This is a genomic window from Aurantibacter sp., assembly GCF_039941195.1.
GTDB lineage: Bacteria > Bacteroidota > Bacteroidia > Flavobacteriales > Flavobacteriaceae > Aurantibacter_A.
Genome location: NZ_JBDVFA010000063.1, coordinates 18,032 through 43,784 on the forward strand (window position 1 = coordinate 18,032; position 25,753 = coordinate 43,784).

Annotated in this window: 21 protein-coding genes; 9 read left to right on the top strand and 12 right to left on the bottom strand. The window is 32.5% G+C overall.

The genetic code is table 11. From position 1 onward, the window contains the following. Window positions 1–128 precede the first annotated feature (128 nt). Complete coding sequence (locus tag ABJF52_RS10905; protein WP_348149945.1) at window positions 129–1,589, top strand: potassium/proton antiporter; 1,461 nt, start codon at window positions 129–131, stop codon at window positions 1,587–1,589. 119 nt (window positions 1,590–1,708) lie between these two features. Continuing rightward, window positions 1,709–2,803: a hypothetical protein gene (locus tag ABJF52_RS10910; protein WP_348149947.1), complete on the top strand. Its 1,095-nt coding sequence runs from the start codon at window positions 1,709–1,711 to the stop codon at window positions 2,801–2,803. Window positions 2,804–2,815: 12 nt separating this feature from the next. Here ABJF52_RS10910 and ABJF52_RS10915 read toward each other — a convergent pair whose 3' ends face one another. Beyond that, window positions 2,816–3,865 (bottom strand): glycoside hydrolase family protein, encoded by a 1,050-nt coding sequence (locus tag ABJF52_RS10915; RefSeq protein ID WP_348149949.1) that lies wholly within the window; start codon window positions 3,863–3,865, stop codon window positions 2,816–2,818. Window positions 3,866–3,940: 75 nt separating this feature from the next. On the opposite strand from ABJF52_RS10915, the gene ABJF52_RS10920 reads away from it, so the two are divergent. From ABJF52_RS10920 to ABJF52_RS10940, 5 genes are all read left to right on the top strand, one after another. Then, window positions 3,941–4,822, top strand: coding sequence for an alpha/beta hydrolase (locus ABJF52_RS10920; RefSeq protein WP_348149951.1), 882 nt, complete (start codon window positions 3,941–3,943; stop codon window positions 4,820–4,822). 21 nt (window positions 4,823–4,843) lie between these two features. Beyond that, window positions 4,844–5,839 carry a hypothetical protein gene (locus ABJF52_RS10925; protein ID WP_348149953.1) on the top strand — a complete coding sequence of 332 codons (996 nt, stop codon included), beginning with the start codon at window positions 4,844–4,846 and terminating at the stop codon, window positions 5,837–5,839. A gap of 302 nt (window positions 5,840–6,141) precedes the next feature. After that, entirely contained in the window at window positions 6,142–9,237 is a 3,096-nt protein-coding gene (locus ABJF52_RS10930) for a hypothetical protein (protein WP_348149955.1), read from the top strand. Window position 9,238: 1 nt separating this feature from the next. Further along, the gene (locus tag ABJF52_RS10935) at window positions 9,239–10,477 is read left to right on the top strand and encodes a hypothetical protein (RefSeq protein ID WP_348149956.1); all 1,239 of its coding nucleotides are present in this window, start codon (window positions 9,239–9,241) and stop codon (window positions 10,475–10,477) included. Beyond that, a complete protein-coding gene (locus ABJF52_RS10940; RefSeq protein ID WP_348149958.1) occupies window positions 10,467–12,002 on the top strand; it encodes a cellulase family glycosylhydrolase in 1,536 nt (511 codons plus the stop codon). The genes ABJF52_RS10935 and ABJF52_RS10940 overlap by 11 nt, the downstream gene beginning before the upstream one ends. Window positions 12,003–12,053: 51 nt before the next feature. Here the strand turns inward: ABJF52_RS10940 and ABJF52_RS10945 are convergent, their stop codons facing one another. The 4 genes from ABJF52_RS10945 to ABJF52_RS10960 all read right to left on the bottom strand — a co-directional run bounded on the left by ABJF52_RS10945 (window position 12,054) and on the right by ABJF52_RS10960 (window position 16,117). Beyond that, window positions 12,054–13,292 carry a glycosyltransferase gene (locus ABJF52_RS10945; RefSeq protein ID WP_348149960.1) on the bottom strand — a complete coding sequence of 413 codons (1,239 nt, stop codon included), beginning with the start codon at window positions 13,290–13,292 and terminating at the stop codon, window positions 12,054–12,056. A 19-nt stretch (window positions 13,293–13,311) separates the two neighbouring features. After that, window positions 13,312–14,520 carry an oligosaccharide flippase family protein gene (locus ABJF52_RS10950; RefSeq protein ID WP_348149962.1) on the bottom strand — a complete coding sequence of 403 codons (1,209 nt, stop codon included), beginning with the start codon at window positions 14,518–14,520 and terminating at the stop codon, window positions 13,312–13,314. A gap of 37 nt (window positions 14,521–14,557) precedes the next feature. Continuing rightward, window positions 14,558–14,860: a hypothetical protein gene (locus ABJF52_RS10955; protein WP_348149964.1), complete on the bottom strand. Its 303-nt coding sequence runs from the start codon at window positions 14,858–14,860 to the stop codon at window positions 14,558–14,560. Window positions 14,861–14,977: 117 nt separating this feature from the next. After that, window positions 14,978–16,117 carry a response regulator gene (locus tag ABJF52_RS10960; protein ID WP_348149965.1) on the bottom strand — a complete coding sequence of 380 codons (1,140 nt, stop codon included), beginning with the start codon at window positions 16,115–16,117 and terminating at the stop codon, window positions 14,978–14,980. A 490-nt stretch (window positions 16,118–16,607) separates the two neighbouring features. Here ABJF52_RS10960 and ABJF52_RS10965 point away from each other — a divergent pair, with 490 nt between their 5' ends. Beyond that, the gene (locus tag ABJF52_RS10965; RefSeq protein ID WP_348149967.1) at window positions 16,608–18,674 is read left to right on the top strand and encodes a tetratricopeptide repeat protein; all 2,067 of its coding nucleotides are present in this window, start codon (window positions 16,608–16,610) and stop codon (window positions 18,672–18,674) included. A gap of 348 nt (window positions 18,675–19,022) precedes the next feature. Here the strand turns inward: ABJF52_RS10965 and ABJF52_RS10970 are convergent, their stop codons facing one another. The 7 genes from ABJF52_RS10970 to ABJF52_RS11000 all read right to left on the bottom strand — a co-directional run bounded on the left by ABJF52_RS10970 (window position 19,023) and on the right by ABJF52_RS11000 (window position 24,859). Further along, window positions 19,023–19,733: a LytTR family DNA-binding domain-containing protein gene (locus tag ABJF52_RS10970; protein WP_348149969.1), complete on the bottom strand. Its 711-nt coding sequence runs from the start codon at window positions 19,731–19,733 to the stop codon at window positions 19,023–19,025. A 2-nt stretch (window positions 19,734–19,735) separates the two neighbouring features. Continuing rightward, entirely contained in the window at window positions 19,736–20,053 is a 318-nt protein-coding gene (locus tag ABJF52_RS10975) for an Hpt domain-containing protein (protein ID WP_348149971.1), read from the bottom strand. A 4-nt stretch (window positions 20,054–20,057) separates the two neighbouring features. Then, a complete protein-coding gene (locus ABJF52_RS10980; RefSeq protein ID WP_348149973.1) occupies window positions 20,058–21,116 on the bottom strand; it encodes an ATP-binding protein in 1,059 nt (352 codons plus the stop codon). After that, on the bottom strand, window positions 21,116–22,249 hold the full coding sequence (locus ABJF52_RS10985) for an FIST N-terminal domain-containing protein (RefSeq protein ID WP_348149975.1): 1,134 nt from the start codon (window positions 22,247–22,249) through the stop codon (window positions 21,116–21,118). The genes ABJF52_RS10980 and ABJF52_RS10985 overlap by 1 nt, the downstream gene beginning before the upstream one ends. Before the next feature lie 2 nt (window positions 22,250–22,251). Continuing rightward, window positions 22,252–23,844 (bottom strand): PAS domain S-box protein, encoded by a 1,593-nt coding sequence (locus ABJF52_RS10990; RefSeq protein ID WP_348149976.1) that lies wholly within the window; start codon window positions 23,842–23,844, stop codon window positions 22,252–22,254. Next, on the bottom strand, window positions 23,837–24,379 hold the full coding sequence (locus tag ABJF52_RS10995; RefSeq protein WP_348149978.1) for a heme NO-binding domain-containing protein: 543 nt from the start codon (window positions 24,377–24,379) through the stop codon (window positions 23,837–23,839). Before ABJF52_RS10995 ends, ABJF52_RS10990 begins: the two co-directional genes overlap by 8 nt. 78 nt (window positions 24,380–24,457) lie before the next feature. Next, a complete protein-coding gene (locus tag ABJF52_RS11000) occupies window positions 24,458–24,859 on the bottom strand; it encodes a response regulator (protein ID WP_348149980.1) in 402 nt (133 codons plus the stop codon). 308 nt (window positions 24,860–25,167) lie between these two features. Between ABJF52_RS11000 and ABJF52_RS11005 the strand changes: the two genes are divergently transcribed. Beyond that, a complete protein-coding gene (locus tag ABJF52_RS11005) occupies window positions 25,168–25,650 on the top strand; it encodes a GNAT family N-acetyltransferase (protein ID WP_348149982.1) in 483 nt (160 codons plus the stop codon). The last annotated feature ends 103 nt before the right edge of the window (window positions 25,651–25,753 follow it).

Genomic DNA, 25,753 nt, shown 5'->3' on the forward strand with positions numbered 1-25,753 from the left:
TATATTAGAAATGACATTTTTTCTTTTTGAATTTTTACATTTATTTTCGAAAACAACAGCATTCATAATTCGTCTGACTAGAAGAGAAGCGCTAACTTTGAATAGCGAAACTTGTTAAGAAAAATAGAATGAATCTAACAATTGAAAATATATTATTAGTTGGCTCTTTGCTCCTACTTATAAGTATTTTTGCTGGTAAAACATCTTACAAGTTTGGCGTACCAACCTTATTACTATTCTTGGCTATTGGTATGCTGGCAGGTTCAGATGGGTTGGGTGGCATTCAATTTGACGACCCGCAATTAGCGCAATTTATTGGAATTGTTTCCTTAAACTTTATTTTATTTTCTGGGGGATTGGATACCAGTTGGAAAGCTGTAAAACCAATTTTATGGGAAGGCATTGCCTTATCAACATTAGGAGTATTATTGACTGCTGTTTCGTTGGGAACCTTTGTCTGGTATATAACCGACTTCACAATTTACGAAAGTTTATTATTAGGTTCCATAGTTTCATCAACCGATGCTGCCGCAGTATTCTCAATTTTACGTTCCAAAAGCTTGGCCTTAAAAACAAATCTAAGACCAACCTTAGAGCTAGAAAGCGGTAGTAACGACCCGATGGCATATGTATTAACTATTGCCTTTTTAACACTAGTAATTAATCAAGACCAAAGTTTTCTATCCATAATCCCAATGTTTTTACAACAAATGATCGTTGGTGGTTTAGCAGGTTTTGGATTTGGTATGCTTAGCAGGTATATCATCAATAAAATTAAACTAGATTTTGAAGGACTTTATCCTGTTTTGGTCATCACCTTAATGTTTATCACATTTTCTGCCACCGATTTCGTTGGTGGAAATGGATTCCTTGCCATTTATATTTGTGCAGTTTATTTAGGCAATCAAGATCTTATCCATAAAAAAACTATTTTAAAAATGTTTGATGGTTTAGCTTGGCTAATGCAAATTGTACTCTTCTTAACTTTAGGCTTACTAGTTTTTCCATCGCAGATAATACCATATATGGGTATTGGTCTGCTTATTTCATTATTCCTAATTGTTATTGCGCGACCTATTGGAGTTTTTGTCAGTCTTATCTTTTTTAAGATGAAATTGAGAAGAAGGTTTTATATTTCTTGGGTAGGCTTACGAGGAGCTGTTCCAATAGTTTTTTCTACCTACCCACTATTAGCTGGAATAGACAAGGCACACATGATTTTCAATATTGTCTTTTTTATTTCAGTAACATCTATTTTAATTCAAGGCACTACCCTTTCAGTGGTCGCAAAATGGTTTAATGTAGGCATGCCTGAAAAAGCTAAGAAATTAAATGCTACGGACTTGCTATTAGCAGAAAATCCAAAAGCTGAAATGAAAGAGATTTTAATAACTTCAAATTGTATCGCAGTAGACAAGAAGTTAGTTCAATTAGGCTTTCCGAGAAATGCCATTATCGCCATGATTAAAAGAGACGATAGTTACATTATTCCCAATGGTTCTACGATTATAGAAGCTGAAGACACCTTAATTGTCCTAGCTGATAGACCTCAAGTTTTCGATGAAGTTTATAAAGTACTTAAGACATAATTAAGCAGTACATAAGTTTTTAAAAATCCCATAGAAATAATTAAATTTAGATAACATTTGTTACATTAACTATGCAACTTATGTACAATAAACCAACCTCTTTATAGTATAATTATTTGATGAAAAATTCAACAATAAATAAATTTCTTCTTGGCTTAGTAATAATTTTAGGCATACTACTCGTTTATTTTTACATCAATAAAAAGAAAGAAAACAAACCTATAGAATCAATTCGTACACCAGTTGAAAAGACTGAAGTTTTACAAAAAGAACTGCACAATTTCTCTCTGACAGAAGGTGAAGAATACCAACTCATAGACTCCGCAATTAAACAAAATTTCAGAATTAGCTTTAATGGTGTAATTGAAAAGTTTGATAGTCTAATTATCGGTAAAGGTTCTGGCAGGTACCTTACAAGTAATTTACTTCTAACCAAAGACAGTATTATTTTCAATAAGGTTACAAATGTGGAAACAAGAAAAGGTTACAAGCATAATTTAAAACTACAAAACAATATAACCATCAATATTGATCGAACGGTAGATTCGAGCTCCCTTACTGTAATTAATGAAAAAGATACGCTAAAATTCAACTCCGATTTCGTGGGTATGAATAATCCATTTGTTCGCTCTAGCGGCAGTGTTATTCATGTTGACACTTTTAGTTTTAATAGCCCCGAGTATTCTTCTGATATTTTTGTTTTTGGTGACAGCTATGTTAATATAGGCAGCACGAAAAGGTGGCCCTATTACATTTATAATGCAAATTATAATTTTTTATGCGATGGATTACCCGGAGGAAAATCTGTTGATTCATATAGCTTTTTTAACGCTGCAATTTCCATTCACAAACCAAAATATGTAGTGTGGTGTTTGGGAATGAATGATAAAAGTGATGTGCATACTGAAGATAAAGATTGGAAAAAGTATGCCGAAAGAGTAATGGAAGTGTGTGAACAAAATAACATTTCGCTAATCCTTTCAACAATACCTTCTGTACCTTCTCGAAATCATAAGGAGAAAAACAAATTTGTTAGAGAATCGGGATATCGATTTATAGATTTTGACAAAGCGGTATCCGACGGAAAAGGTAATTGGAATAAAGATTTATTGGCTTCCGATGAAGTTCACCCTACAGCCTTGGGGGCAAAAACCTTAGCAGAACAGTTTATTATTGATTTTCCAGAAATTAATAATTTCAAAAAGCTAAATTAAAGTACATTCTCATTATTCTATTTCGCGGAAAACAATATAAGATTCATCGCCCTTTTTAACTGAGAAACTTAGAACTTTAGGCTCATTATTTTCGGTGTAAATAAAGGGACGTTCCATACGTTCTGGCAACAATAAAGTGCCATCTGAAAGTGGTATTTTCTTTGCCATTAAAACATCTTCTGTAGCCTTCTCCCAATTTATTCCATCTGAGGAACTCACCATTCCGATATAGGTATGCGCATGGAATACTCCGTAAAAATAATCACGTTTTTTATCATACCACAAAGACATATCTTCTGTGTCTAAATAATCAATTACCGGTTTATCTTGAATTACAAATTCACCCGTAGGTTTCTCGGCAATTGCAATTGCTTGATTACGAATAAAGCGCTTTTCATTTGGTTTATCTCCCTTAACAATAAGATAGTAACGGCCATCTTTTCCTTGATCAATTGCAGGATTTACAGTAATAGTTGTTATAGGACCTGAAGGTTCAATAATTGGTTTGCCTTGTCTTTTCCATGGTCCTTCCAAGCTATTAGCTACAGCAACACCAGTTCTCATATTTCTTCTCAAAATATTTCTTTCTTTGTTCAATATTTTCTTTGTACCAAGTATATATAATTTTTCATCATTTATTTTTTCAGTCCCAAAATTAGTAGCTATATAATATAGATAATACTTACCTTCAAAATACTTTATTTTAGGATTATGGGCTGTTATAGCATCCCATTTGTCATTCCTTGTCCCTTTCAAAACTACCTCTTTAAATTGCCATGGCCCAGATGGTTTTTTTGAGATTGCATGTGCAATTTCTGAATGCGTTAACCAACCTGAGAATTTATTTTTTTTAGGCCATCGCGAATAATACAAATGATACAATTCATCGTCACCTTTAATAATAGAAGGTCCCCAATTATAATAATTATCAGTCTTAAAAATATTTTCAGATGATACTGGTTGTAGTTTATTTTTAATCGAAAGTGTATCAACTTCGGTTTGTCCTAAAACAATACTAGAAGAAAAATAAAAAGCTACGATGAAAATATATTTAATCCACATAAATAAATATCAAATCATAAAGTTGGAGAAGATAGTAGTTTTATATTTACCTTCAATCAAAACTTCTTACTTAAGGTGAACAATATAAATCAACACTTTGTACTGAATGATGGAAGGCAATTAGGTTATGCAACATATGGCAGTAAGAATGATTTTCCAATAATCTATTGTCATGGTTCGCAAAGTTCCAGAATTGAAATGCACTACGACATGTCTTTTGCAATCGAGAATGGATTGAGAATAATAACCGTAGATCGTCCTGGACATGGTCTATCGGATTTTAATCCAAAAGGTTCCATTCTTGGATTTGCTGATGATATTAAACAATTAACCGAGCACTTAAAAATTGATAAATTTTCGGTAGCAGGTATGTCTGCTGGGTCACCTTTTGCATTAGCTATTGCCCATCAATTTCCTGAACAAGTTCAAAAGACTGCAATCATTAGTGGTTTTGCACCTTTTAATTCCGAAAGTAAAAAACTACTGACTATGGAGGTTAAGCTAATGTTGAACCTTGCAAAATACTTCCCATGGCTATTAAAAATGATGCTATCAATTCAAGACAAGCAATTGAAGAAAAAACCTAAAAAAGCATTACAAGGTTTCTTAAAAATTATGAGTAGTCCTGATCAAGAAATTTTAAAAAACGATTTGGTAATGAATATTATTATAAGAATGTTCAATGAAGCTTTTCGACAAGGAAGTAAAGGTGTTGCATACGAAATATCAAATTTATTGGTAAAGGACTGGAAATTTAAATTAAGTGATATTCAGGTGCCTGTTAAATTTTGGCAAGGAAAAAAAGACAATAATGTACCTTTTGAATGGGCAGAGTTAATGACAAAAGAAATTAAAAATGCTGACATTAAATTGTTTCAAGAAGAAGGGCATTTAATAATATTTCAACATGCAAAAGAAATTTTTACTGAATTAAAACCAAACATAACTAAACAATAAAAACTAAAGGGATACCAAACGATGATATCAATAAAAAAATGCAGTACTCCCCTAATACTAATAATGCTCTTTTTTTCCACACAAATTATAGCGCAAAACTCAATAATAAATAATCTGAATACTCCTATACTATTTAAAGGGAATGATTCTATTGCCTATCGAGATCCTGCTATTCTATATCACAATAATAAATTCCATCTTTTTTATACACTAGTAAAATCTGAAAATGGCTTCATCTATTCCTACACAGCACAAAGCACATCATCCGATTTACAGCTTTGGAGTCCTAGTAAAATAATAACACCGAAAGGTCAGAATCTAAACTATTGTAGTCCTGGAAATGTTATTCGTTTTAAGGATGAGTGGGTATTGAGTTTACAGACGTATCCAAGACCTGGTTTACGTTCAACAGATAAAACGAGCTATGGTACTGCCGATGCAAGGGTTTTTATCATGCGAAGTAAAGATTTAGAAACTTGGAGCGAACCAGAAGTATTAAAAGTGAAAGGACCAGATATAAAATTAGCTGACATGGGAAGAATGATTGACCCTTATTTAGTAGAAGACAAAGACGAAAAAGGAAAATGGTGGTGCTTTTACAAACAAAACGGAGTAAGTATGTCTTTCAGTTACGATTTAAGAAATTGGACCTATTGTTGTAATACAGAATCTGGTGAAAATGTATCCGTTTTAAAAGAAAATGAAGAATATATTTTACTCCATTCTCCTAAAAATGGCATAGCAATAAAGCGCTCCAAGAACTTAAGAGATTGGACAGATTGGGGAAATTTAATCGTATTAGGACAAAAACAATGGACTTGGGCCAAAGGTCGTATTTCCGCTGGTACTGTAATTGATCTTAGATCAAATTCCAAATTCGGCAAGTATCTCATGTTTTTTCATGGATCTGGACCAAAAACTGAAGAAGAAGGTGATTTTGATAAAAATGCATCCTTAGGAATAGCTTGGAGTGACGATTTACTGCATTGGAATTGGCCACAAGAAGATTCTAAATAATTATTTGTAATCCCTTATTAAACAAGAAATATATCAGAAATTATTTTTAAACATGTACGATATATTTGGGCTCTTAACTCGCCTATTAGCTTTTATATATAATCTCATTAGGTTTTGTACTGCCTATCAATATTAGAATTAAACTAAATCAATTAATAAAATTATCCTCTAACAAGGTTCAATAATATAAATAATGAGTTCTGGTTGCGACTACTATCATTAACCTCATCGATATACTGCACACCTAAAATAAAGGGAAATAATACAATAATAACTTCTTTATATTGTTATATTTTCCTACAATGAAAACAATTAAAAAAACAAATACGTTATTAATTTTAGCTCTAATCGTTGGTATAGCATTTCACGGTTCTGCTATCTTTTTTACATTGGAATACACCTATGATGCTTTAATACATTTGTTTTTTGCAGATCATTATGCTAATAGCTGGTTTGACCCTTGGGAATATAGGTGGTATACTGGATTTACTGTACAATCTTATCCTCCATTAGTTCATCAATTAATAGGCATTCTATCCTACATAGGCGGCTTAAAATTTGGAATGTACACTGTAGGCATGATTGCCATAGTATTATTTATAACAGGAGCTTATCGATACACGCTTTTAATGACTGGCAGTCGAAGAATAGCCGGATACGGAGCTGTTTTAGCCGTTTTTTCCTCCACCTTTGTCGAAACCTTGCATATTTTCGGGCAACTACCAAGTGTTTCAGCATTATCGATTTTGTTACATTCAATGACAGAAATCTACCTCTATATAAAAACTGGAAAAACACGTTATTTTATTACATCGGCAAGTATGCTCGCTGTAACTGTTACATCACATCATGTAACCCCACTTTTTGGTATGGTGTTTTTTATTGCTCCATTAATGGGAATGACGGTAATGGATGCAGCAAGAGAGAAGGTAGAATCATACAAAAAACTTTCCTTTAAAGTATTCTGGAGTACCACACTTCAACATTTTTGGCGCATAGCTAAATTTGGCGGTACTGCTATATTTTTACTTGTATTCTGTATTTTCCCCTATTGGTACAACTCAAAAAGAAATCCAATTACTCAAGTTGCAATTCCGCATGGTTCACGAGATAACTTCTTAGAAGTAACCTCATCTGGACTTGTATTTTTTATAATTCCTTGGGGTGTTTTTCTTTTCGTTTTACCTTATTTCTTTTACAGATACTTTAGTAAAAGATATTTGTTCTTTGGATTATCTTTTACCTTATTGACTATTTTAGGAACAGGAGGATCTACACCTATTCCAAGATTAATGTTAGGCGAAATGGCCTTTAATATTCTCACGTTAGATAGGTTTACATTATGGGCTACCATTATGGCACTTCCGATATTCGCAGAGTTTGCTTATAGAATGGTTGAGGGTGATTTAAAAGCTTTAGTACAAGAAAAGTTCGGTGGCGTATATCATAGGGTTTTAGGTGGATTAATTGCAGGTGGCATGTTATTTATGGTGCTTTTCACCATGACATTAGGTTATTTTAGGCCATCGCAGCCCGCAAAAATAAAGATGCTTCCCATTGTAAATTTTCTTGGAGCAGATTCTCATGATGCATGGCGCTATTTACCTTTAGGTTTCGGTGATCAAATGGCATGGCTTTCAGCACAAACCAAAGCAATGACCGTGGATGGTAATTATCATTCAGCAAGACGATTACCTGAGCTTACTACCCGAGCAATAGAAAGAATTGAAAATTCAAAATTCAGAGGCGTTGAAGGTATTGGATCCTTACAACAGTTCTTAACTGTACCGGAAAAATATAACCTAAAATACATTTTTTCAAATGATAAATTTTATGACCCAATTCTCTATTACTGTGGTTGGCAACGTTTGCAGCAATTAGAAAATGGTATTATGGTATGGGAAAAACTAAATGTGGCACCTATACCACAAATTATGCCCAAACAAGATGTTCCCACCATTATGAAATTGATGTGGGGTATAATTCCATTATCCACAGTCTTAATAGCTATTTTTATAAATATTCAGATGATTTGGGTGAGACTTTTAAAGTCAAGAAAAACGGAAGAACATTCTTTTATGAAACTTGCCCTACCCTACACTAAATTTTCAAATAAGCTTCTAATATTTTCGCATTGGTGGGCACTGCTAATGCTTGTAATTTTGGGCTATGGAATCTATCTTTTTTATGTTAAAAATGAAGAGCAACTTTCTCCAAAAAACGTCGTGGAATCGTATTATGACGCTTTAGATTTTAAAGAATTCTCAAGAGCTCATTCTTATCTTGATCCCGAAAACAATATCGATATAGCTCAATATATGCTTGAGGTTTCTGTAACCGATGGTATATTAAGTTCTTATGCCAAATTAGATTCTTTAAATATTGAAATATATGACGTAACTAAAAATAGTGCTAAAGCAAAAGTAGCCACTACTTGGATTACGCCATTGGAAAACGTATTTAACAGTGATTATCACGAACTCGTAAAAAGAAAAGGCAAATGGTATATTGAACCTTCAAAGGTTGATAATGATATTCCACCGGACCAACTTTTTACAGCCAATGGCACTACATATTATAATCACGGTAGGCGTAAAATCACCACTCAGGAAACCTATCATGAAGATGTTTTAAAACAACCCGTATTAGAAATTCTATCGGCCAAACTTGTACAATATAAAGGACAGTATAGTATCATTGGAGAACTCCAAAATGTAGATGATACTCCTGCTGATATTGTTATTAAGGCGACATTATATAATGACTTAAATAAAGAACTCGCAAATTATAATGCAAAGCATCACATTAAGCATAAATTAATGCCTAAAGAAACAACTACCTTTAAAATAAATTTTGAAGGTATAGCTTGGGCCTCTACGAAAGACACCTTGCCTCCGACCTTTAATCCCGATGAGTTTACTCCTGGTAGTTTTGAAGAACAACCCACTAAATTTAATTTGCAATCGGCAGGAAATACAGCTAATACAGATTTATACAAGCATTTGGCATTACAGGATCTTGTATATACCGAACAAGGTTTTAATGGTGTACTGTTTAATTCAGGGGTGCAAGAAGTTACCATACCGCAATTGATAATTTCTTATTATGATAAAGATCATCAATTACTTTGGGTAGATCATAAATTTGTGACCTCAGGTGTTCGAATTCAAAGAAAACAGTTTTTCAACTATAAGCCATTAGACTTAGATAGTCTCAGCATTATTAATAGCAGTCTCAAAAATTGTTTTGTAAATGGATTGCCAAATGAAGCAATAGCAGAAAAAATATTTCCGAATCGAAATAGGGTTCATGGAGTCAAGCAAACCCAACCATTTAAGGGCAAAGGTTTTGATTACATAAAATTTGAACTAAATAGTTATATAGGCAATCCCAAATAACATGCAGTTAAGAGTTATTCTACTATTGTGCTTATTACTTGTAGGTTGCGCTTCGAAAGAAGAAGAACCTGACAAAAATACTGTGATGCCAAAAGTTATTTTAGAAACTAAAAAAGCCAATTATATCGCAGGTGATTCAATTAGCTTAACCTTTAAAGTAGATACTATTTCCGAAAAATTAAAATTGCAATTAAAAAATGCTTTCGGAAATATAATTTTGGCACCTGAATCTAATAATGATAATTTAATAAACTTTGTTATACCGATAAATTATACAAGACTAGCGGGCCCATGCCGATGGCAACTTTTGCATGATGAAGCTTTAGTTAAAAAAGGCAAATTCAATATTGCTACAAATACTCCGGCTGGCACACATTTAGAATCTTATTTTGGACCTAGAAGTATTACGGCAGGTAATAACGATTTTTCTATGCTAACCATAGTTCCAACTGATATTTATGACAATCCTTTAAATGATGGAACAGAGGTTACCGTAAAGCATCAATTTCAAGAAAATATTAGTGATTTAAATGTTACCACCGAAAGTTTTTTTGCTTGGTATAATGTTAGATCAACAACAAAATCAGGAAGAATTCTAGTAACCTCCGAATGCAATGGAACTACATCAAAAGAACTGGCGACTATTGTTTTTCCTGCTAATGCTACAGATTTTTCTATAAGTGCCACTAGTGCTCATAATTATGCAGACGGAAATCAAATAATAACATTTGAATCTGATATTATTCGAGATGAGTTTGGAAACATAGTCAGTAATGGTACGCTAGTTACTTTCGTTATTAAAAATGAAAATGATGCCTATTTATATACTATTGGCACAACACTTAATGGCATTGCTATAGCTAAAACCCTACACCCCGACAAGGCTTCAAAATGGGAAATACAGGCTTTTGTTACTGGTGCCGCCGAGAGTGATATTACTGAATTTGCTTTTAAAGCGGCTATAAATGACTATCCGGTTCATTTCTCCAAAGGAAATAGAAATATTGACATAGGTCCTTTTGAAAGTTTTATGAAGCAACTAATACCCGATGGTTTGCTCGTTCAACTTGACATTTATGACGTAGATGGTAATTTCATTCAGACTGAAAAAACAACTACTAAAAATGGTACTTGTAACATTTTCTTAGGTGAACATTACCTGCCTGATGGTAATTACATTTTAAAAATACAAGCTGCGGGAATCAAAAAAGAGTTTAGAAAAGATATACATGGCAATTAAGTTAAATAAGGTTTTCTACAGATCGGCATTAATAGTCACCTTTTTGGCTATTAACTCTCTTGTCATTTATGGTATCGGTGCTGCTTGGACTTTTATGAATACCGGAGCAGATAAAACTTCTTTGCTACACTTAGAAGTCCCAATGGAGGATGTCTACAAACCAAGTATGAATTGGATTAGTACCGATAACCCAGGAAGGCCAATGGAAGAACAAGCTTTAGGTGAAATTACCAATGACTATATGAATGCATGGCATGTGCGCAACATTGCTTACAAGAAAAATGACAGATATGGTATTGAAGATTTTTACACTGATAGTGCGCGGGTTCGACTGTATGATAATATAGCTATCAATGAAAAAAACAATAACTGGTTTAAACGGACCACTTTAAGCCATAATTCTACCCTAGATTTTTATACCGCTGATGGAACAATGGTTGTCTTTAAAGACTATAATGTTGAAGAATATCAAGAAACTTATGAAGGTGACAAATTTCTATTTAAAGAAAAAGATACTACTAGTTATCAAGTAATGATGTTATTAGAAGATGGTTTTTGGCGTATTAGACACTTAAAGGAAATACCAAACCTTAAAGACACTTTGAATGTTATCCAACGAAAAATAGATGATAAAATAGCTAAAATTAAAAAATCAAAAGGTATTAATTATTATCCTAAAGACTCACCGTGGGATACCTTTGGAAAAAAATTTACTGATAGTATAATCAATCAAGATTTTAATATCATTAAAGACATGGGGTTAAATACTATCCGCGTATTTATACAATACGAAGATTTTGGCAAAAATCGTGTGGATTATAAAAAATTAGCTTTATTAAAAACGCTTTTAGATACTGCTGAGAAGAACAACCTAGATGTACTTATCACTTTATTTGACTTCTACGGTGATTATGATGTATCTAACTGGACACTGACACACCGACATGCTGAAACCATTGTAAAAGCAATGAAAGATCATCCTGCGCTTTTAGGCTGGGACATAAAAAATGAACCTGACCTAGATTTTGATTCTAGAGGAAGGTTGCGTGTATTAAGTTGGCTAGAGCAAATGATTGTTAATATTAAAGAATGGGATAAGAATCACCCAGTAACTATTGGTTGGTCATCACCTGAAGCAGGCATTGAACTATCGGATAAAGTAGATTTTGTTTCGTATCATTATTATCGCGAACCTGACACTTTTTTAGATGCACACAATAAACTAAAGTCAATTGTCACAGACAAACCATTAGTACTGCAAGAATATGGTTATTCCTCGTATAATGGATTTTGGAATATGTATCAAAGTAGTACAGAAAAACAATTTGAATATTATCAAGTAATGCAAAAACAGTTAGGGGATGCGTCGATTCCATTTCTTTTTTGGACGCTCTACGATTTTGAAAAAGTACCAACATCTGTCGCGGGCAGTTTACCTTGGAGAACAAAGAAGCAACATCATTTCGGATGTATTGATTTAGAGGGTAACAGAAAAGAAGTATTTGATATTCTGAAGCAGCCATAAAAAAAGGGAATAATATTACTGTTATCCCCTCCATTAACACTAACCTTTTCTTTAAGCGTGCTGCTCTTCTAACTCGCTAATCTTTTTTGGTAAATCAAGCTCAAATCCTTCACTTTTAAAAAGCTTTATGGCTTTAAAATACTCAACATACATTCTTGTAATTTCTGTCATTGGCAACGAACATGCTGCCTTATAATTAGTTTTTCCTAATGCTATTCTATATGCGTCATTAGCCACTATTTTTTCAATAGCATCTGCTAATGATTCGGTACTTGTAGGATCAAAGAATTCACCCGTATAGCCTTCTTCCCGAACTAATACACCAAGGTCACCTAAATCTGGTAATACAACGGCATTACCATAACTACCCGCTTGATGCAACACACCAGAACTACCCGTAGTTGAGGTATAAGGGAAAACGGTAACTGCACTTTCTCCAAATAAACCAGGAACATCTTCTTCAGCTACATAACCGGTAAATCTAATTTGTGGCACATGATTGTATTTTTCCTTCATAGCATCTAAATAACCTGGGGTATTTGGACTATCAGTACCAGCTATTACAATTTCAATATCTTCAGAAGTTCTTGCTCTTATTATTTCAACCGCTTCTATTAATATCTCTACTTTTTTATAAGTACCGAACTTACCAAAAGCCATAACTTGCTTAGGTCCTGATGGTAATTCATAACTAGGTTCTGGAGGCGTTTCAAAAGAACCATGCGGAATTAGTGCAATATTTCTAGCTTTATATTTCGCCTCTAAAATAGTAACATACTTGCTTATTGTTACGGCTAAAATATCAGAAGCTAAAACAAACCTAGTAAGCGTTGTTCCAATAAAATTATATGCTTTTTGTAGTAATTTGTTTTTAGTAAACCCAGCATTTTCTAAATCTACTTGTTCTAAAATATTATGAAGTAAAGAAATAGTTGGTATTCCTTTAAACTTACAGAACATAGGTAACATTAATCCTAAGGCTGCAGGAACCTTTTTATCACCAAACTTTAAAAATTGTAAATTAAATAAAACCGCATCTGGTTTGGTTCTAGATATAGTTTTGCTAACATTAATAAGGTTGGCATAACCATTAAATTTCCAACTTTGTTCTACAGTAATTTTACATCCCTCTCCTTCAAAATCCAAATCTTTAGGTTCATCGGTATAGTCAGTAATTAATACTAATTCAGTTACATCCTCTTGTAATCTAAAATGCTTAACTAAATAATAAGCATATTCTGTTAAGGTAACTTTACTCGGTGGATAGGCCGTAACGATTGCTAATTTCATTGGGGTAATGTTTATATGGTTAAATAGATTTTTTTTGAAAATTGAACTTTGCATTCTTAAAAACAAAGAATAAAAGTTGTGCAACTAATAATAGTACCATTGCTAAAATTTGTACTTGAACTACTATTGCCAAACTACTATGGAAAATTATAATTAGTACAACCTGTGATAATCCCAGAATACCAGAAAGTATAACAGGTGCATATTGGTTTAATGATAGAAAATAGTATGCGAAAATATTGGAGATTGCAAACAATGATGTTGCGAGCGCATATTGCCATAGTAGAGGTGCTACTGAAATATATGCGTCACCAAACATTAATGTTATAATTGTTTCTGGAAACAAATAGCATGTAATAACTATTAATGATGATAAACCACCAATAAAGAAAACGTATCTAAAAAGTACAGGAGCTGTGGGTTCACCGTCTTTTTGTTTTTGCATTACTGTGGGCATAAGTAGCATTACAAACATCCATGCCACAAAATATACTACACGACCAATTAATGCTAACGATGAATAAAGTCCGGCATCAACAGAATTAAAAAAATGCTTAACTAAGAGTACATCACTATTATTGATTATAATTTGCGTTAGTTCATACCCTACGGTTAGTCCAATAAAAATCCAGACTTGTTTGAGCTCATCACCAACTAATTGATTTTTTGAAAACAGGTCTATCGATTTTAAATCTGATGGTATTAAGCCAAATACAAAAGATATTCCAATACCTAATGCAATCAAAATTCCTGGTTCAACTGGCAAAAACCATAAAAAAACAAAAGTCAAAAGTAGCCGACTCCACATTTCTGTTTGATAAGTACCTGCTAATTTGGTGAATTCTTGTTTCCCTTGAAATCTCCCCCTATTTACACTCATAACAAAATATAAGGGTATACCAATACCGAAAATTACGAACATCCAATGATTTTGAGTATGGAAAAGACTTTGAAGTGATTTAGAAAAAAGGAGAATTATAATACCGGTAAAAAGACCAAAAATTACAGCATACTTGTAAATTGTATTTTTAAAAGCTGACCAACTATCACCAGAAAAAAGAACAGCAAATTTTGTTGTAGCCAATTGAAAAGTCATTCCTACAAAAGATAGCACTAACAAAAGCGTAACAAGCAAAGCAGCATCAGCAAAAGCCTCTGGACCCAATAAACGACCTAATAAAAGATTATATAGGTAATTGCCCCCATTAACAATGAGAGCACTACCCATAAATAACTTTTCGGGAGAAACCTTTTTTAATACAAGTTTAAACGCGGTCATTACATAATATATATGAGGTTTTCGTTTGCTTCATAACTCCGGCAATGTGTTGATTTTGCTTTCCAATTATTTGAATACCCTTTCTATTTTGAATGTATTCTAAATACAATTGTTCCATGGTTATTGCGCAACTTTCTTCTAGAACTGTTACATTCTCAAGATTTAATATGACGTTATCAAATTCATTTAAAAAATTATCAAGATGATCTTTTAAGATTAATGTATTCTCGGAAGTAAGCTCCCCTAATACTTCTAACATTTGGTTATTCATTTTTACTTGTAACGCCATATTTATTAAGTTTAGATTAAGAGGTTAGTTAGGTATTCGTTGCAATTATAGCAGTACATCCTAAAGACCTTTATTCTTCCAGGATTACTGTGAGCCCTATATTTTGCTTATAAATTATTATCTGTATGAAATGGCAATTTTAGCCAACTGTCCAACAATTTTTACGGAATCTTTCATAGATAGTTTAGAACCATCGGCATGAATCCAACGTTTTAAAGGTTGTTCACATATTAACTGTTGCACTTTTGCCTTACCATAATGTTTACGCATTCGCATAAATATCTCCACATCGAAAATCCATTTGGTAATAAAAGGTTTTGTGAAAAGCATTGGAATTATATCGCGCTCCATAATTTTCGCGCCACATTGCGTATCATTAAAAGGCATTTTTAGGATAGATCGTATGATTAAGTTAATGGTCATACTTATAATCTTACGGGCCGACTCCTTTGTAATATCAGCACCCATTCTACTCATTCTAGAACCACTTACAATCTTGTAATTAGATTCATCCAAAGTTTTAACTAAATCATCAAAATCTCTAAAATCTGTAGATAAATCTGCATCTAAGAAACCTAGGTAGTCATATTGTTCATCTTTAAAAAGATGTAGCATTCCTTGTCTAACTGCTTCCGCTTTACCACCATTTTTTTCACAGTTGTAAACGCTTATATTATTTTCGTTTCCTTGTCTAAGTTCTTCTAAAACTTTTAAAGTATTATCGGTAGAGCCATCATTTACGAAGCACAGGTGATAACCTAAATTTCTGTTTGCAAAATCCTTAAAATCATCACCAGACAAACGTTCTTCTTCATTATAACAAGGAATAACAACGCCTACAACGTTTTTTTGCAACATTTGAGTATCGCTAGAGCTTTCAATACTATTATCAGTCTCTGGAACACCAATAAGTCTTTTAATTCTTGCCGCCATTTCATCAAGGCTAACAGGCTTTTTCATATAATCATCGATGCCTAAATCAAACCCATCCATAATTATTTTCTCATCAGTATTACCCGACATTACAAGAATTGGAGTCTTTTTATCTTCATTGGTGCGAATATGTTTTACGACGTCTAGTCCAGACATATCACCCATATTTATATCTACAAGTACCAAATCTGGTTTAAAAGAATCAAAAATTTGAATACCAGCTTCACCAGAACTAGCGGTCTCTACAGTATAACCTAATTCTTTAAGTCTTTTATCTACAGAAAGTAGAATTAACTCTTGGTCGTCAATAGTTAGAATTTTCATAGGTTAAGTTTTTAGTAACTATATTATTGTGAGCATCGCTCTTGTGATTTTTAGTTGTAATAAATTTGGAAATGAAATACACGAAAAACTCTTGAATAATAAAGTGTAAGTATATTCTTACTTATAACGTAATGGGAAGTAATTATTGTTGTAATGCAGATATATTCGATGAAATACAGTTATCTACTCATAAATTAAAAAAGTTGTCTGGGCAATTACCTCTTTTTACAGAAAATAATCACCCATTAACAACAACTCGGGGGAACCTCTCTTACCAAAAGTAGTAGGCAAGTACTATTTTAAAACACAAATATCTGATAGAAAACTCCATTTTAGTGACGCTTGTCGTTCGCTTGCAAATAGCTATAGTTGAACAGACCTTTACCTGCGATTAGAGCCATAAATACCAAATACTTAATCCAATGCCACTGGAGACTAATAAATAGTAACAATTGACGTTATGTATTTGTAGTAAAAATCTCACTTATTTATGATTCGTTTTTATTTCTTTCTTATTGCAATGTTCATATTCGTACAATCGAATGCTCAGAATGCTATGCAAGAAGGCTTTTCACTCCTTGAAAAAGGTGATTTTGAGCAGGCGGAATCGTTCTTTTTCGATTACCTCAAAACTGATGCTGAAAACAAAACAGCTAAACTTTGTTATGGCCGTGCCGTAGGTCTTAGTGGGGAACCTGAAAAAGCAACCAAGTTATTTGCAGAATTATTAGAGTCTTACCCAAATGATTTTGAGGTAGCTATTAACTATAATGAATCTTTTTTATGGGCTAAAAAGTATGCTGAGGCTAAACCGTTATATGCGCAAATGGTAAAAGAAAACCCAGATAAGTTTGCGGCCGTATTGGGTTACGCTAATACCTTAAGCAATTTAAAAGAATACAAGGCGGCACTACAGGTTGTTGAAGATGCTTTAAAGCTGGATCCTGAAAATGACAATGCAAAAGTCTCTCGTAAATTTATGCGTTTAGGGTTTGCTAATGAATATGTGAATAAGCAACAATACGCTAAAGCGGAAACTATATTAAAAGAAATTTTTATTGATTTTCCTGAAGACAAAGATGCGCTATTAAATTTAGCTAATTTATACCTTATAGTAAAGAATGTTAAAGGTGCAAAAAACATGTACAAACGTTACGCTACATCTCCAAAAGATTCGATAACAGCATTAAACGGTATTGCTTTAGCCGAACACATTGGTGAAGATGATAAAATAGCGCTAAAAGTTGCCGAAACATCAAAATTAAAGGTCTCAAAATTAAAGGATACCGAACTTACTGAACGCACCTATGACAGGTATATTCAAGCACTAATATGGAATAGTAAATTTATTTCTGCAAGGCAAAAAGTTGATAGTCTCGAAGCCATTCACCCTAATAGAAATTGGTTACATGCCCTAAGAGCTACCTTAGGACTATACACAGGCGATTCTAAAATAAGTGTAAAAAGCTACAATAGTATCTTAAAGAATGATAGTGCTTCTTTTGATGGAAATTTAGGGAAGGCAAATGCCTTATTTGCAGCAGACCGAATAATGCCAGCCTATAAGTCTGCTTATAATACCCTTAAGTTTTATGACAATCAAAAAGATGCCTTGGGGTTTATTGAGAAACTGAATCTAATGCACACACCTACGGTGGAGGAACATGTGGCATATACATTTGACAATGGTAAAAATTCAGCCTTCTTTACTAATACAACTGTCGAAGTACCTTTCTCAACAAAATTTAGAACAACCTTGTCATACTTCTATCGTACAACTGAGAATAGTATATCAGGAAATAAAGCAAATTCCCATGTGTTGTTGGCAGGATTACAATATAAAATGATACCGAAAACTACATTAAAAGCAGTATTAGGTTTGAATAAATCTAGTTTTACGACAGATTCATATACGCAGCCGGTACTCGATGTGAAATTAATGATGCAGCCTTTTAAATTACAAAACTTATCACTGGGCTATCAAAGAGAGGTTCAAAACTTTAATGCTGACTTAATTGAACGCGAAATTGTACAACACCACTATGGGCTTACCTACAATTTAGGTACCAATGTAAATTTTGGTTGGTTCACACAATTAATGCATACGCAGCAAAGTGATGATAACGTGCGTAACTTACTATTTACATCATTGTATTATACATTATCAAAAAAACCGGCTTTAAAAATGGGTCTTAACTATCAATATATAACTTTTAAAGATCAGGTGCCTACCATCTATTTTAGTCCTGAAATATATCAGGCATTTGAAATTTTTGCTGATATAAGAGGTGAAATTAGTGAAAAGACAACCTATATGGCTAGTGCTGCAACGGGTATGCAAAAGGTTGAAGAAGATCCATATACTGCTATCTTTAGAGCAGAGGTGGCATTAAAACATCAATATTCTAAACGCTTAAGCGGCAGTATTTATGGAAAATATAGTAACATAGCGTCTGCAACTGCTGCTGGTTTTGAATTTACCGAAATCGGTCTTAAAGTCAAATGGTTATTTCTTAAAAAGCCATTATTTTATGAGAAGATTCAAAAGCTTAAATAATTAGTTTTTTAATAGTCATATTTAGAATATTAGTAGATTTTCTATTAAAATAAAAAACAACCATATTCAACATATGGTCGTTTTTGTAATTATATTTTCCCCGAGCCCAAAAATACAAGGGAAAATTATGGGGTTTGAGCCCATTTATAATGTCTTAAATTTTACAACATCTCTGCCATTTATAATGCTTTTAAAGTAAGTACATGTAGGAAAGTTCTAATTATGTATCGATTTAAGGTTAAACTTTTGTATACCTCAAATTTATAATAGAATAACATTTTAAATGACATGCAATAGACCAGTAAACAATTACTGTAGCCGAATGGTAACGAATTAAGGAAAAGTGATTTAAAGTAAATTTAATCGCCGCATAAGTTCTGGACGATTGGATCGACTTATAGGGATAACATTCTTTTCAATTAACACACTATTATCTTCAATATCGATAATTTTATTGAAATTGATAATAAACGATCTATGAATTTGGAAAAAGATATTTTCCGGTAATTTATCCTTTATATTTTTTAAGGTGGTATGCACACGAAAGTTCTTTTTTTCTGTTTTAACTTCAATGTAATCTCCTTGTGCTTCTACAACCAAAATGTCGTTATAATTAAGTTTAATTAATCGACGATCAATATTTATATATAAATCTTCATTTACATCAGAATTTTTTTCCTCAAGTTTTGGAGCGGTGGATTTTTTTGTTTCTTCTTTCTTAAGTTTCAAAATACATTTTTCAAAACGGTCAAAAGTTATTGGCTTCAAAAGATAATCAACAATTGCTTCATATTCATATGAGGCAATTGCAAAATTCGTATCTGAAGTAGTTAAAACTATTTTAGGCGGATTTTTAAGTGTCTGTACTAAATCTATACCACTAAAGCCTGGCATGTGAATGTCCAAGAAAATGATATCTATATTTTGATGATTTAAAAATTTAATAGCCTCGATTGCATTATCAAACTCCTGAATTACATCTAATTCGGGTACTTTGGAACAAAGTTGACTGACTACAGCTCTTGCCGCAGCCTCATCATCAATGATTATACAATTCATAATTAAATAGTTTTTAAGTAATCTTCTATTTTATCTAGTATTTTAACAAACTCATTTTTAAGTCTGTCATTTCCTAAACGAAGTTCTTCCTCGAAAATTACAGCTAAACGATAACTTTCTTCAAGTCCAAGGATATTAAACTTATGTTTTAATTTATGAACATTTTGCGAACCTGCTTCGGTTCTATTGTTATTTATATTATTCAAATATTCCAATTTCTCCTCAGGAAATTCCATTTTTAAAATTTCAATAAATTTGTTTTTAAATGGCTCGTCATTACCTGCAAGTTCATTAATATAATTAATATTCGGGGTTTCCATATTTCTATTTTTTAATCGTAAAAAAGAAAGTTGCTCCTTTTCCTTCCTCCGAATTCAACCATATTTGACCATTAAAGGAATTTACAATTTTCTTAACTAAAGCCAATCCAATTCCAGTGGCTTTAAAATCATTTTCTAATTTCTTAAACATTTTAAAAATATCTTCTTGATATTTCTTAGCAATTCCTTTTCCATTATCTGAGACGCTAAATTCCCAATCCTCCTTCAGCTCATTCGCATCAATTTTAATAAGTCCATTTGGATTATTTTCTGTAGCGCTTATAGCATTTAATATTAAATTTTTAAACAACTGCTCTAGTTTATATTTCCCAATTAATAAAGTAGGTAAAGCATCTGAATATTCAATTTTAATATTTTCTGGAACATACATAGTTTGTAACAATTCGTCCAATAATTCTTTTACATCAATTAAAACTTCTTTTTCTTCTAAATTGGTTATCGTAGCATGCTTTAAAATACCATCAACCAAGGCATCCATCTTCTCTAGATTCTCACTTATAATCATACAATTATCTTTAGTTTGATCGGAGAAATTATCAATATCATCTTCCTTAATACAATCAATAAGAAAGCTAATATTTCGCATTGGAGATTTTAAATCATGTGATACCATATGCGCATAATTATTTAGCGCTTCGTTTCGTTCTTCTAAATTCTTTAATAGTAAATCTTTTTCCTCTGATATTCTATGTATTTCTGACGATTGTTCTTCCAATTTTTGCGCTAATACTAATGGATCAAAAGACACATGTTCTTCTGAATTTACTTTAGTAGTTCCATTAGTATCCGTACTTAATGAAGCAATAGAGCGCTCTAAAGATTCAATTACTTTTTTTTGAGATTCTGCACGTTCTCGTAAAATCTCATTGGCTTCTGAAAGTTCTTGCGAACTTATAACGGTAGAGCGTTGCACTACCTCAAGCTTAGAATCATTATCTGCATAAGACTTACTAATTGCCTCTAAAAAAGTAGTTAACGATTCCTGCTCAGCCCATTGAGTAGGTAAAAATTTGCGTATTTGTCTGGCTAAAAGTTTATGCATTATTCACTAAATAGAGATAAGGTCATTGTTTGATTGTGTAATTTACACTCTTTCTGACCAGCAAAGGGTGCTAATTCTCCATAAGAATAAAAACCTACAATTTTCGCATTTGATCCAATACTACCAATCACCTCTTCTACTTCTTCTTCTGTACGCTGATCCAATACTAATTTACGACCTACACAACTAACCAATAAGGCAAGTTCCGGTTCACTTTTTCTACCTCGCATTGCATAAACTCCTGCTACAGATGCACCTTCTGCAATATCATCTACTGTAGACATCATTAGTTGTACTTTGGATCCTTCCGGAACATCACCGGCTAAAATCATGGCGTTATTAGCTTCATCAATATTCAAAATAGTACGAACAATTACTTCTCTACTATCTGGCTTTTGCACACTTAGTGGATATAACAAAGCGGCTTCTGGGAGCTCTTTAGCTTTTTCACCTAAGTAAAGTTTGTACAAGTCAAGTGCTGGTTTACCATCTAACTCGTACAAAATATTATTTTTTGATTTTGTAATTGTTCGTTGTGGTCCAAAGCCTGTCCATCCACCAAAATTAGCACTTGTAATTTCTAAAGTATCTCCATAAAAGCCAATGCAAATCACCTCCCCTTCAGCTGGGTTTTGGTTATAAGAAGCTAACGTACGTTCAAAACGTGCATCATCACCACATAATCCTCCAGAAATAGAAACTTCAACATTTAATTTCTCTTCCAATCCTTTAATTAATCCACTACCATTTACATTGGTACCTTCAGATACAATAAAAACATGTTTTAAGTTTTCCTTAGGTAAACTATTTACTAAACTCTCACCTAGTTCTTCAACATCCATGTCGAATGTTGTCATGTTTTCGCGAACTACTTTAAAACTATTTTTTTCAAATTCAATTGCAGTAAGCACAACACTCTCGTCATAAACTCTACTTTCAAGAATTTCGCCAGAAGTAGTACCAAAAACAATATGACCCTCTGGATAAAGCGATTTAATTTCTTGATAAATATCCTCAGATTCTAAAGCATATCTATTTCCAAAAACCATCACTAAAGGTTCTTTTAATTCTTTACGAGCTTCTACAAATTTCCAATCTTTATTGATCTCTTTAACCCCTTGCTCTATTATCATAACTATTTTTTTATTGTAAAATAAAAGGTTGTACCCTCACCAGGTGCACTTTCTAACCATACCTTTCCTTCGTATAAATCGATAACTTTTTTTACTATCGACAAGCCAATACCGGTTGAACGTTCATTATTACCAACAGATTGGAAAATTTTAAATATTTTTTCGTGATATTCTTTAGGAATTCCAACACCATTGTCTTCAATACTAAATTGCCAATGTGTATCAGTTTCAGCATAATCTATATTAACAATACCAACTTCATTTTCGATATGAACCACTGCATTACTTAAAAAGTTCTGAAATAACTGATGAATTTTTGTTTTGTCTGCGAAAAGTGTGGGTAGTTTTTTGACAATTTTTACTTCTACATGATCTGGGATAAAAATAATATCCGTTATTTCTTTAATAACTTCATTTACATCCACATCAGTATTATGTACATTATCGCTGCTTACCGTTGAATATTTTAGGATCCCAACAATTAATTTATCCATGGACTCAACCTTCTCTTGCATCATACGCAATTGACTAACTCCATTTTCATCTAATTTGTCTTTATAATCATCATAAAGCCATGTTGCGAGTGCACTAATACTACGTAACGGAGATTTTAAATCGTGCGATACAATATGTGCGTATTCTTGCAAGCCTTTGTTACTTTTTTCTAATTCTTCTAATAGTTGCGTTCTTTCAACTTCAAGTTCATGTTGCGCACTAATATCTTCTATCATTGCTACTTGATAATCTATATCGTCATCCTCATTTTTATAAACGTTAACCGATGTTTTCGCCCATAAATGTGAACCATCCTTACAAGTATATTTTTTTGACAAAGTAAAATTATCGATCTCTCCCGATTGCATTTTTTTAATAAGCGCATCCGATTCTTCTACATCATCAGCAACAGAAATGTCACTTACATTTAATTTTTTTAACTCCAGTTCTGTATATCCAGTTAGTTTCTCAAAAGTTTTGTTGGATCGTATTATTCGCCCTCCATTAGTAAGAATAATACCTAAAGGTGAGTTTTCTACAATAATATCCAACTGCTTCTTTTGAGCAGATAACAAATGTTTAACTTCTTCATCTCTAGTAATATCTCTTACAATCCCATGCGCAGCAACGGGGTTTTTATCTTTATCATAAATTAAACTACCATTAATTTCTACTAGTTTAACAGATTTATCATTAAGTATAAGTTTTGATCTATATTTATTAAAAGTACCATACTGAAGTAAATTCTTCATGTAATTTAGATTGTACTCTAAATAATCGGGGTGCACTAATTTTGATAAATTAACGAACTCTTCGCCAGCATCATAACCAAAAAATTCTTTGGCAGCAGAATTCATAGATATCACATTAAACTGTAAATCCATAACCACATAAGAGTCTATAATATTTACAAAAGCACCATCAAGTTCGGTTGTTTTTGTACAAATTAAATTCTCTAATCGAGCATTAGATTCCTTTAAATGAAACGCAACATCATACAACTCCTTAGATTTACTTTCTAAAATTTGTTCGGCCTGCACCCGCGCTTTTTTCTGACGCTCCAATGCCTTTTTTAGCAGTACTACTTCTTTGTTATCCATTTTGCGTAACATCAAATTTCACTTCTGTACCATCTTCCTTTAATAGCTCGTATGCTATAGTGGCGCTACCATTAAAATGCTCAAAACACTTTTCCATTAAGCCTTCAGCCAAACGGTATAAGCCTCTAGAAGATGAATAAATCATCGAAATAGAGGTATCTGTTTTTTCTAAAATCTTAAATGAGGGAAGTTCTGCTTCGGGATAAAGCTTTTGAACATGCACATGAATATGGTCTTCTATGGCATATAATAAAGATAATGGTGTTTTATACCCCTTTACAACATCGGGATGTGCGCTGACAAGGCTATTGAATAAATACAAGCCAAACGTATAGATTAAATCACTTACAGGTATATTAACCTCATTACTTAAGCTTGTAATAAGGCTTACCATTTCATTAAAATCGTAGGTACCAACAGCAGTATAGATACCCTCTGATTCTAAATCCGAATTTTCAATAATATTATCGGTAATCTCGAGTCCAAATTTAGACTCGACCATCTCTAAGAACTCAGTAAAAACTATTCCTTTCATTATTCTATTTAATTTAGAATAAAAGTAGGAATTGTATTACTTTTAAATTAATTTTTGTTGTGAAATGGGATTTTTCTGTTATGCCTTTACAACCTCATTCGTTTCCCAATACTCAAGTACTTTACGAATTTTATTCTCGTAATCTTCGAATTTTAAAGGCTTTAGAACATATCCAGCAATACCAATTTTATAACACTCTAATAAATCGGCTCTATTCTCAGATGTTGTCAAAACAATTGTAGGTAAGTATTTCATTACATCATCATTCTTAAGAATTTGTAAGAATTCTATACCGCTCATTTTAGGCATATTTAAATCCAATAGAATAATATCTGGTAAATCTGCATCTGATTTTAAGATATTAATAGCCTCTTCTCCGTTCTTCGCTTCAGTTATATTATGTTTAGAACCTAATTTAGAAACTGTTCTAAGCAATTTCATTGTTTCAATAGTATCGTCTTCAATAAAAAGAATGTTCATAGTATGTTGTTTTTAATTATGATGCAATATTCATAAATAACGAAGAAATAGATTTAGAAGTGTAGACGAATGGAAAATTGCTATCGACGAATGGTTTGTTATAAACGATTAATGTTTCTTTAAACCTTGTATTATTAGTAGTTTAGGTCAATTTCATACGACTCAAAAATTGTAAGAATTCATTGTAATTAGTAGCAACTCGCTTTACAAAATAGGCTAACATTTTTCCTATTTGCAGTTGAAAAAGTCTAAAAAAGCGTTTCTTTAAACTAAAATAGACACCATTTTCTGTAGAGAATTATTAGTTGATGACAATAAGAAAGCTATTACCCACTGACAACGAGTCGCTTGCAAAAATAATAAAGGCGATTTTTGTAGAGTTTAATGCGCCAAAAATTGGCACGGTATATTCAGATCCTACAACTAACGACCTTTATAAATTATTTGAACATGAAAAATCCATACTCTGGGTAATTGAAGCAGATAAGGAAGTATTAGGATGTTGTGGAATTTATCCAACCAAAGGTTTACCTGAAGGCTGTGCAGAATTAGTGAAATTCTATTTTTCGCCTAAAGCAAGAGGAAATGGATGGGGTAAGGAATTATTAGAATATAATATTAAATCTGCTATTGATTATGGATACTCGCAACTCTATCTAGAATGCTTACCACATTTTTCAAGCGCTATAAATTTGTATGAAAGCTTAGCGTTTAAACATATAGATAAAGCCTTAGGTGATTCTGGTCATACTTCTTGTAATATTTGGATGGTGAAAAACCTACTTACATAATTTGTACAAATTTCAAACAAATACGAAGTCTATTGTATATGTAAATGATTTAGAACTTAAGTTTTATTTATAAGAATTAATTAAATTGGTAAATCAAAAATTT

What these genes read in the sequence shown, in the direction of transcription:
- ABJF52_RS10905 (WP_348149945.1), top strand. Translation starts at nt 129, where the DNA reads ATGAATCTAACAATTGAAAATATATTATTAGTTGGCTCTTTGCTCCTA.
- ABJF52_RS10910 (WP_348149947.1), top strand. Translation starts at nt 1,709, where the DNA reads ATGAAAAATTCAACAATAAATAAATTTCTTCTTGGCTTAGTAATAATT.
- ABJF52_RS10915 (WP_348149949.1), bottom strand. Translation starts at nt 3,865, where the DNA reads ATGTGGATTAAATATATTTTCATCGTAGCTTTTTATTTTTCTTCTAGT.
- ABJF52_RS10925 (WP_348149953.1), top strand. Translation starts at nt 4,844, where the DNA reads ATGATATCAATAAAAAAATGCAGTACTCCCCTAATACTAATAATGCTC.
- ABJF52_RS10930 (WP_348149955.1), top strand. Translation starts at nt 6,142, where the DNA reads ATGAAAACAATTAAAAAAACAAATACGTTATTAATTTTAGCTCTAATC.
- ABJF52_RS10935 (WP_348149956.1), top strand. Translation starts at nt 9,239, where the DNA reads ATGCAGTTAAGAGTTATTCTACTATTGTGCTTATTACTTGTAGGTTGC.
- ABJF52_RS10940 (WP_348149958.1), top strand. Translation starts at nt 10,467, where the DNA reads ATGGCAATTAAGTTAAATAAGGTTTTCTACAGATCGGCATTAATAGTC.
- ABJF52_RS10945 (WP_348149960.1), bottom strand. Translation starts at nt 13,292, where the DNA reads ATGAAATTAGCAATCGTTACGGCCTATCCACCGAGTAAAGTTACCTTA.
- ABJF52_RS10950 (WP_348149962.1), bottom strand. Translation starts at nt 14,520, where the DNA reads ATGGGTAGTGCTCTCATTGTTAATGGGGGCAATTACCTATATAATCTT.
- ABJF52_RS10955 (WP_348149964.1), bottom strand. Translation starts at nt 14,860, where the DNA reads ATGGCGTTACAAGTAAAAATGAATAACCAAATGTTAGAAGTATTAGGG.
- ABJF52_RS10960 (WP_348149965.1), bottom strand. Translation starts at nt 16,117, where the DNA reads ATGAAAATTCTAACTATTGACGACCAAGAGTTAATTCTACTTTCTGTA.
- ABJF52_RS10965 (WP_348149967.1), top strand. Translation starts at nt 16,608, where the DNA reads ATGATTCGTTTTTATTTCTTTCTTATTGCAATGTTCATATTCGTACAA.
- ABJF52_RS10970 (WP_348149969.1), bottom strand. Translation starts at nt 19,733, where the DNA reads ATGAATTGTATAATCATTGATGATGAGGCTGCGGCAAGAGCTGTAGTC.
- ABJF52_RS10975 (WP_348149971.1), bottom strand. Translation starts at nt 20,053, where the DNA reads ATGGAAACCCCGAATATTAATTATATTAATGAACTTGCAGGTAATGAC.
- ABJF52_RS10980 (WP_348149973.1), bottom strand. Translation starts at nt 21,116, where the DNA reads ATGCATAAACTTTTAGCCAGACAAATACGCAAATTTTTACCTACTCAA.
- ABJF52_RS10985 (WP_348149975.1), bottom strand. Translation starts at nt 22,249, where the DNA reads ATGATAATAGAGCAAGGGGTTAAAGAGATCAATAAAGATTGGAAATTT.
- ABJF52_RS10990 (WP_348149976.1), bottom strand. Translation starts at nt 23,844, where the DNA reads ATGGATAACAAAGAAGTAGTACTGCTAAAAAAGGCATTGGAGCGTCAG.
- ABJF52_RS10995 (WP_348149978.1), bottom strand. Translation starts at nt 24,379, where the DNA reads ATGAAAGGAATAGTTTTTACTGAGTTCTTAGAGATGGTCGAGTCTAAA.
- ABJF52_RS11000 (WP_348149980.1), bottom strand. Translation starts at nt 24,859, where the DNA reads ATGAACATTCTTTTTATTGAAGACGATACTATTGAAACAATGAAATTG.
- ABJF52_RS11005 (WP_348149982.1), top strand. Translation starts at nt 25,168, where the DNA reads ATGACAATAAGAAAGCTATTACCCACTGACAACGAGTCGCTTGCAAAA.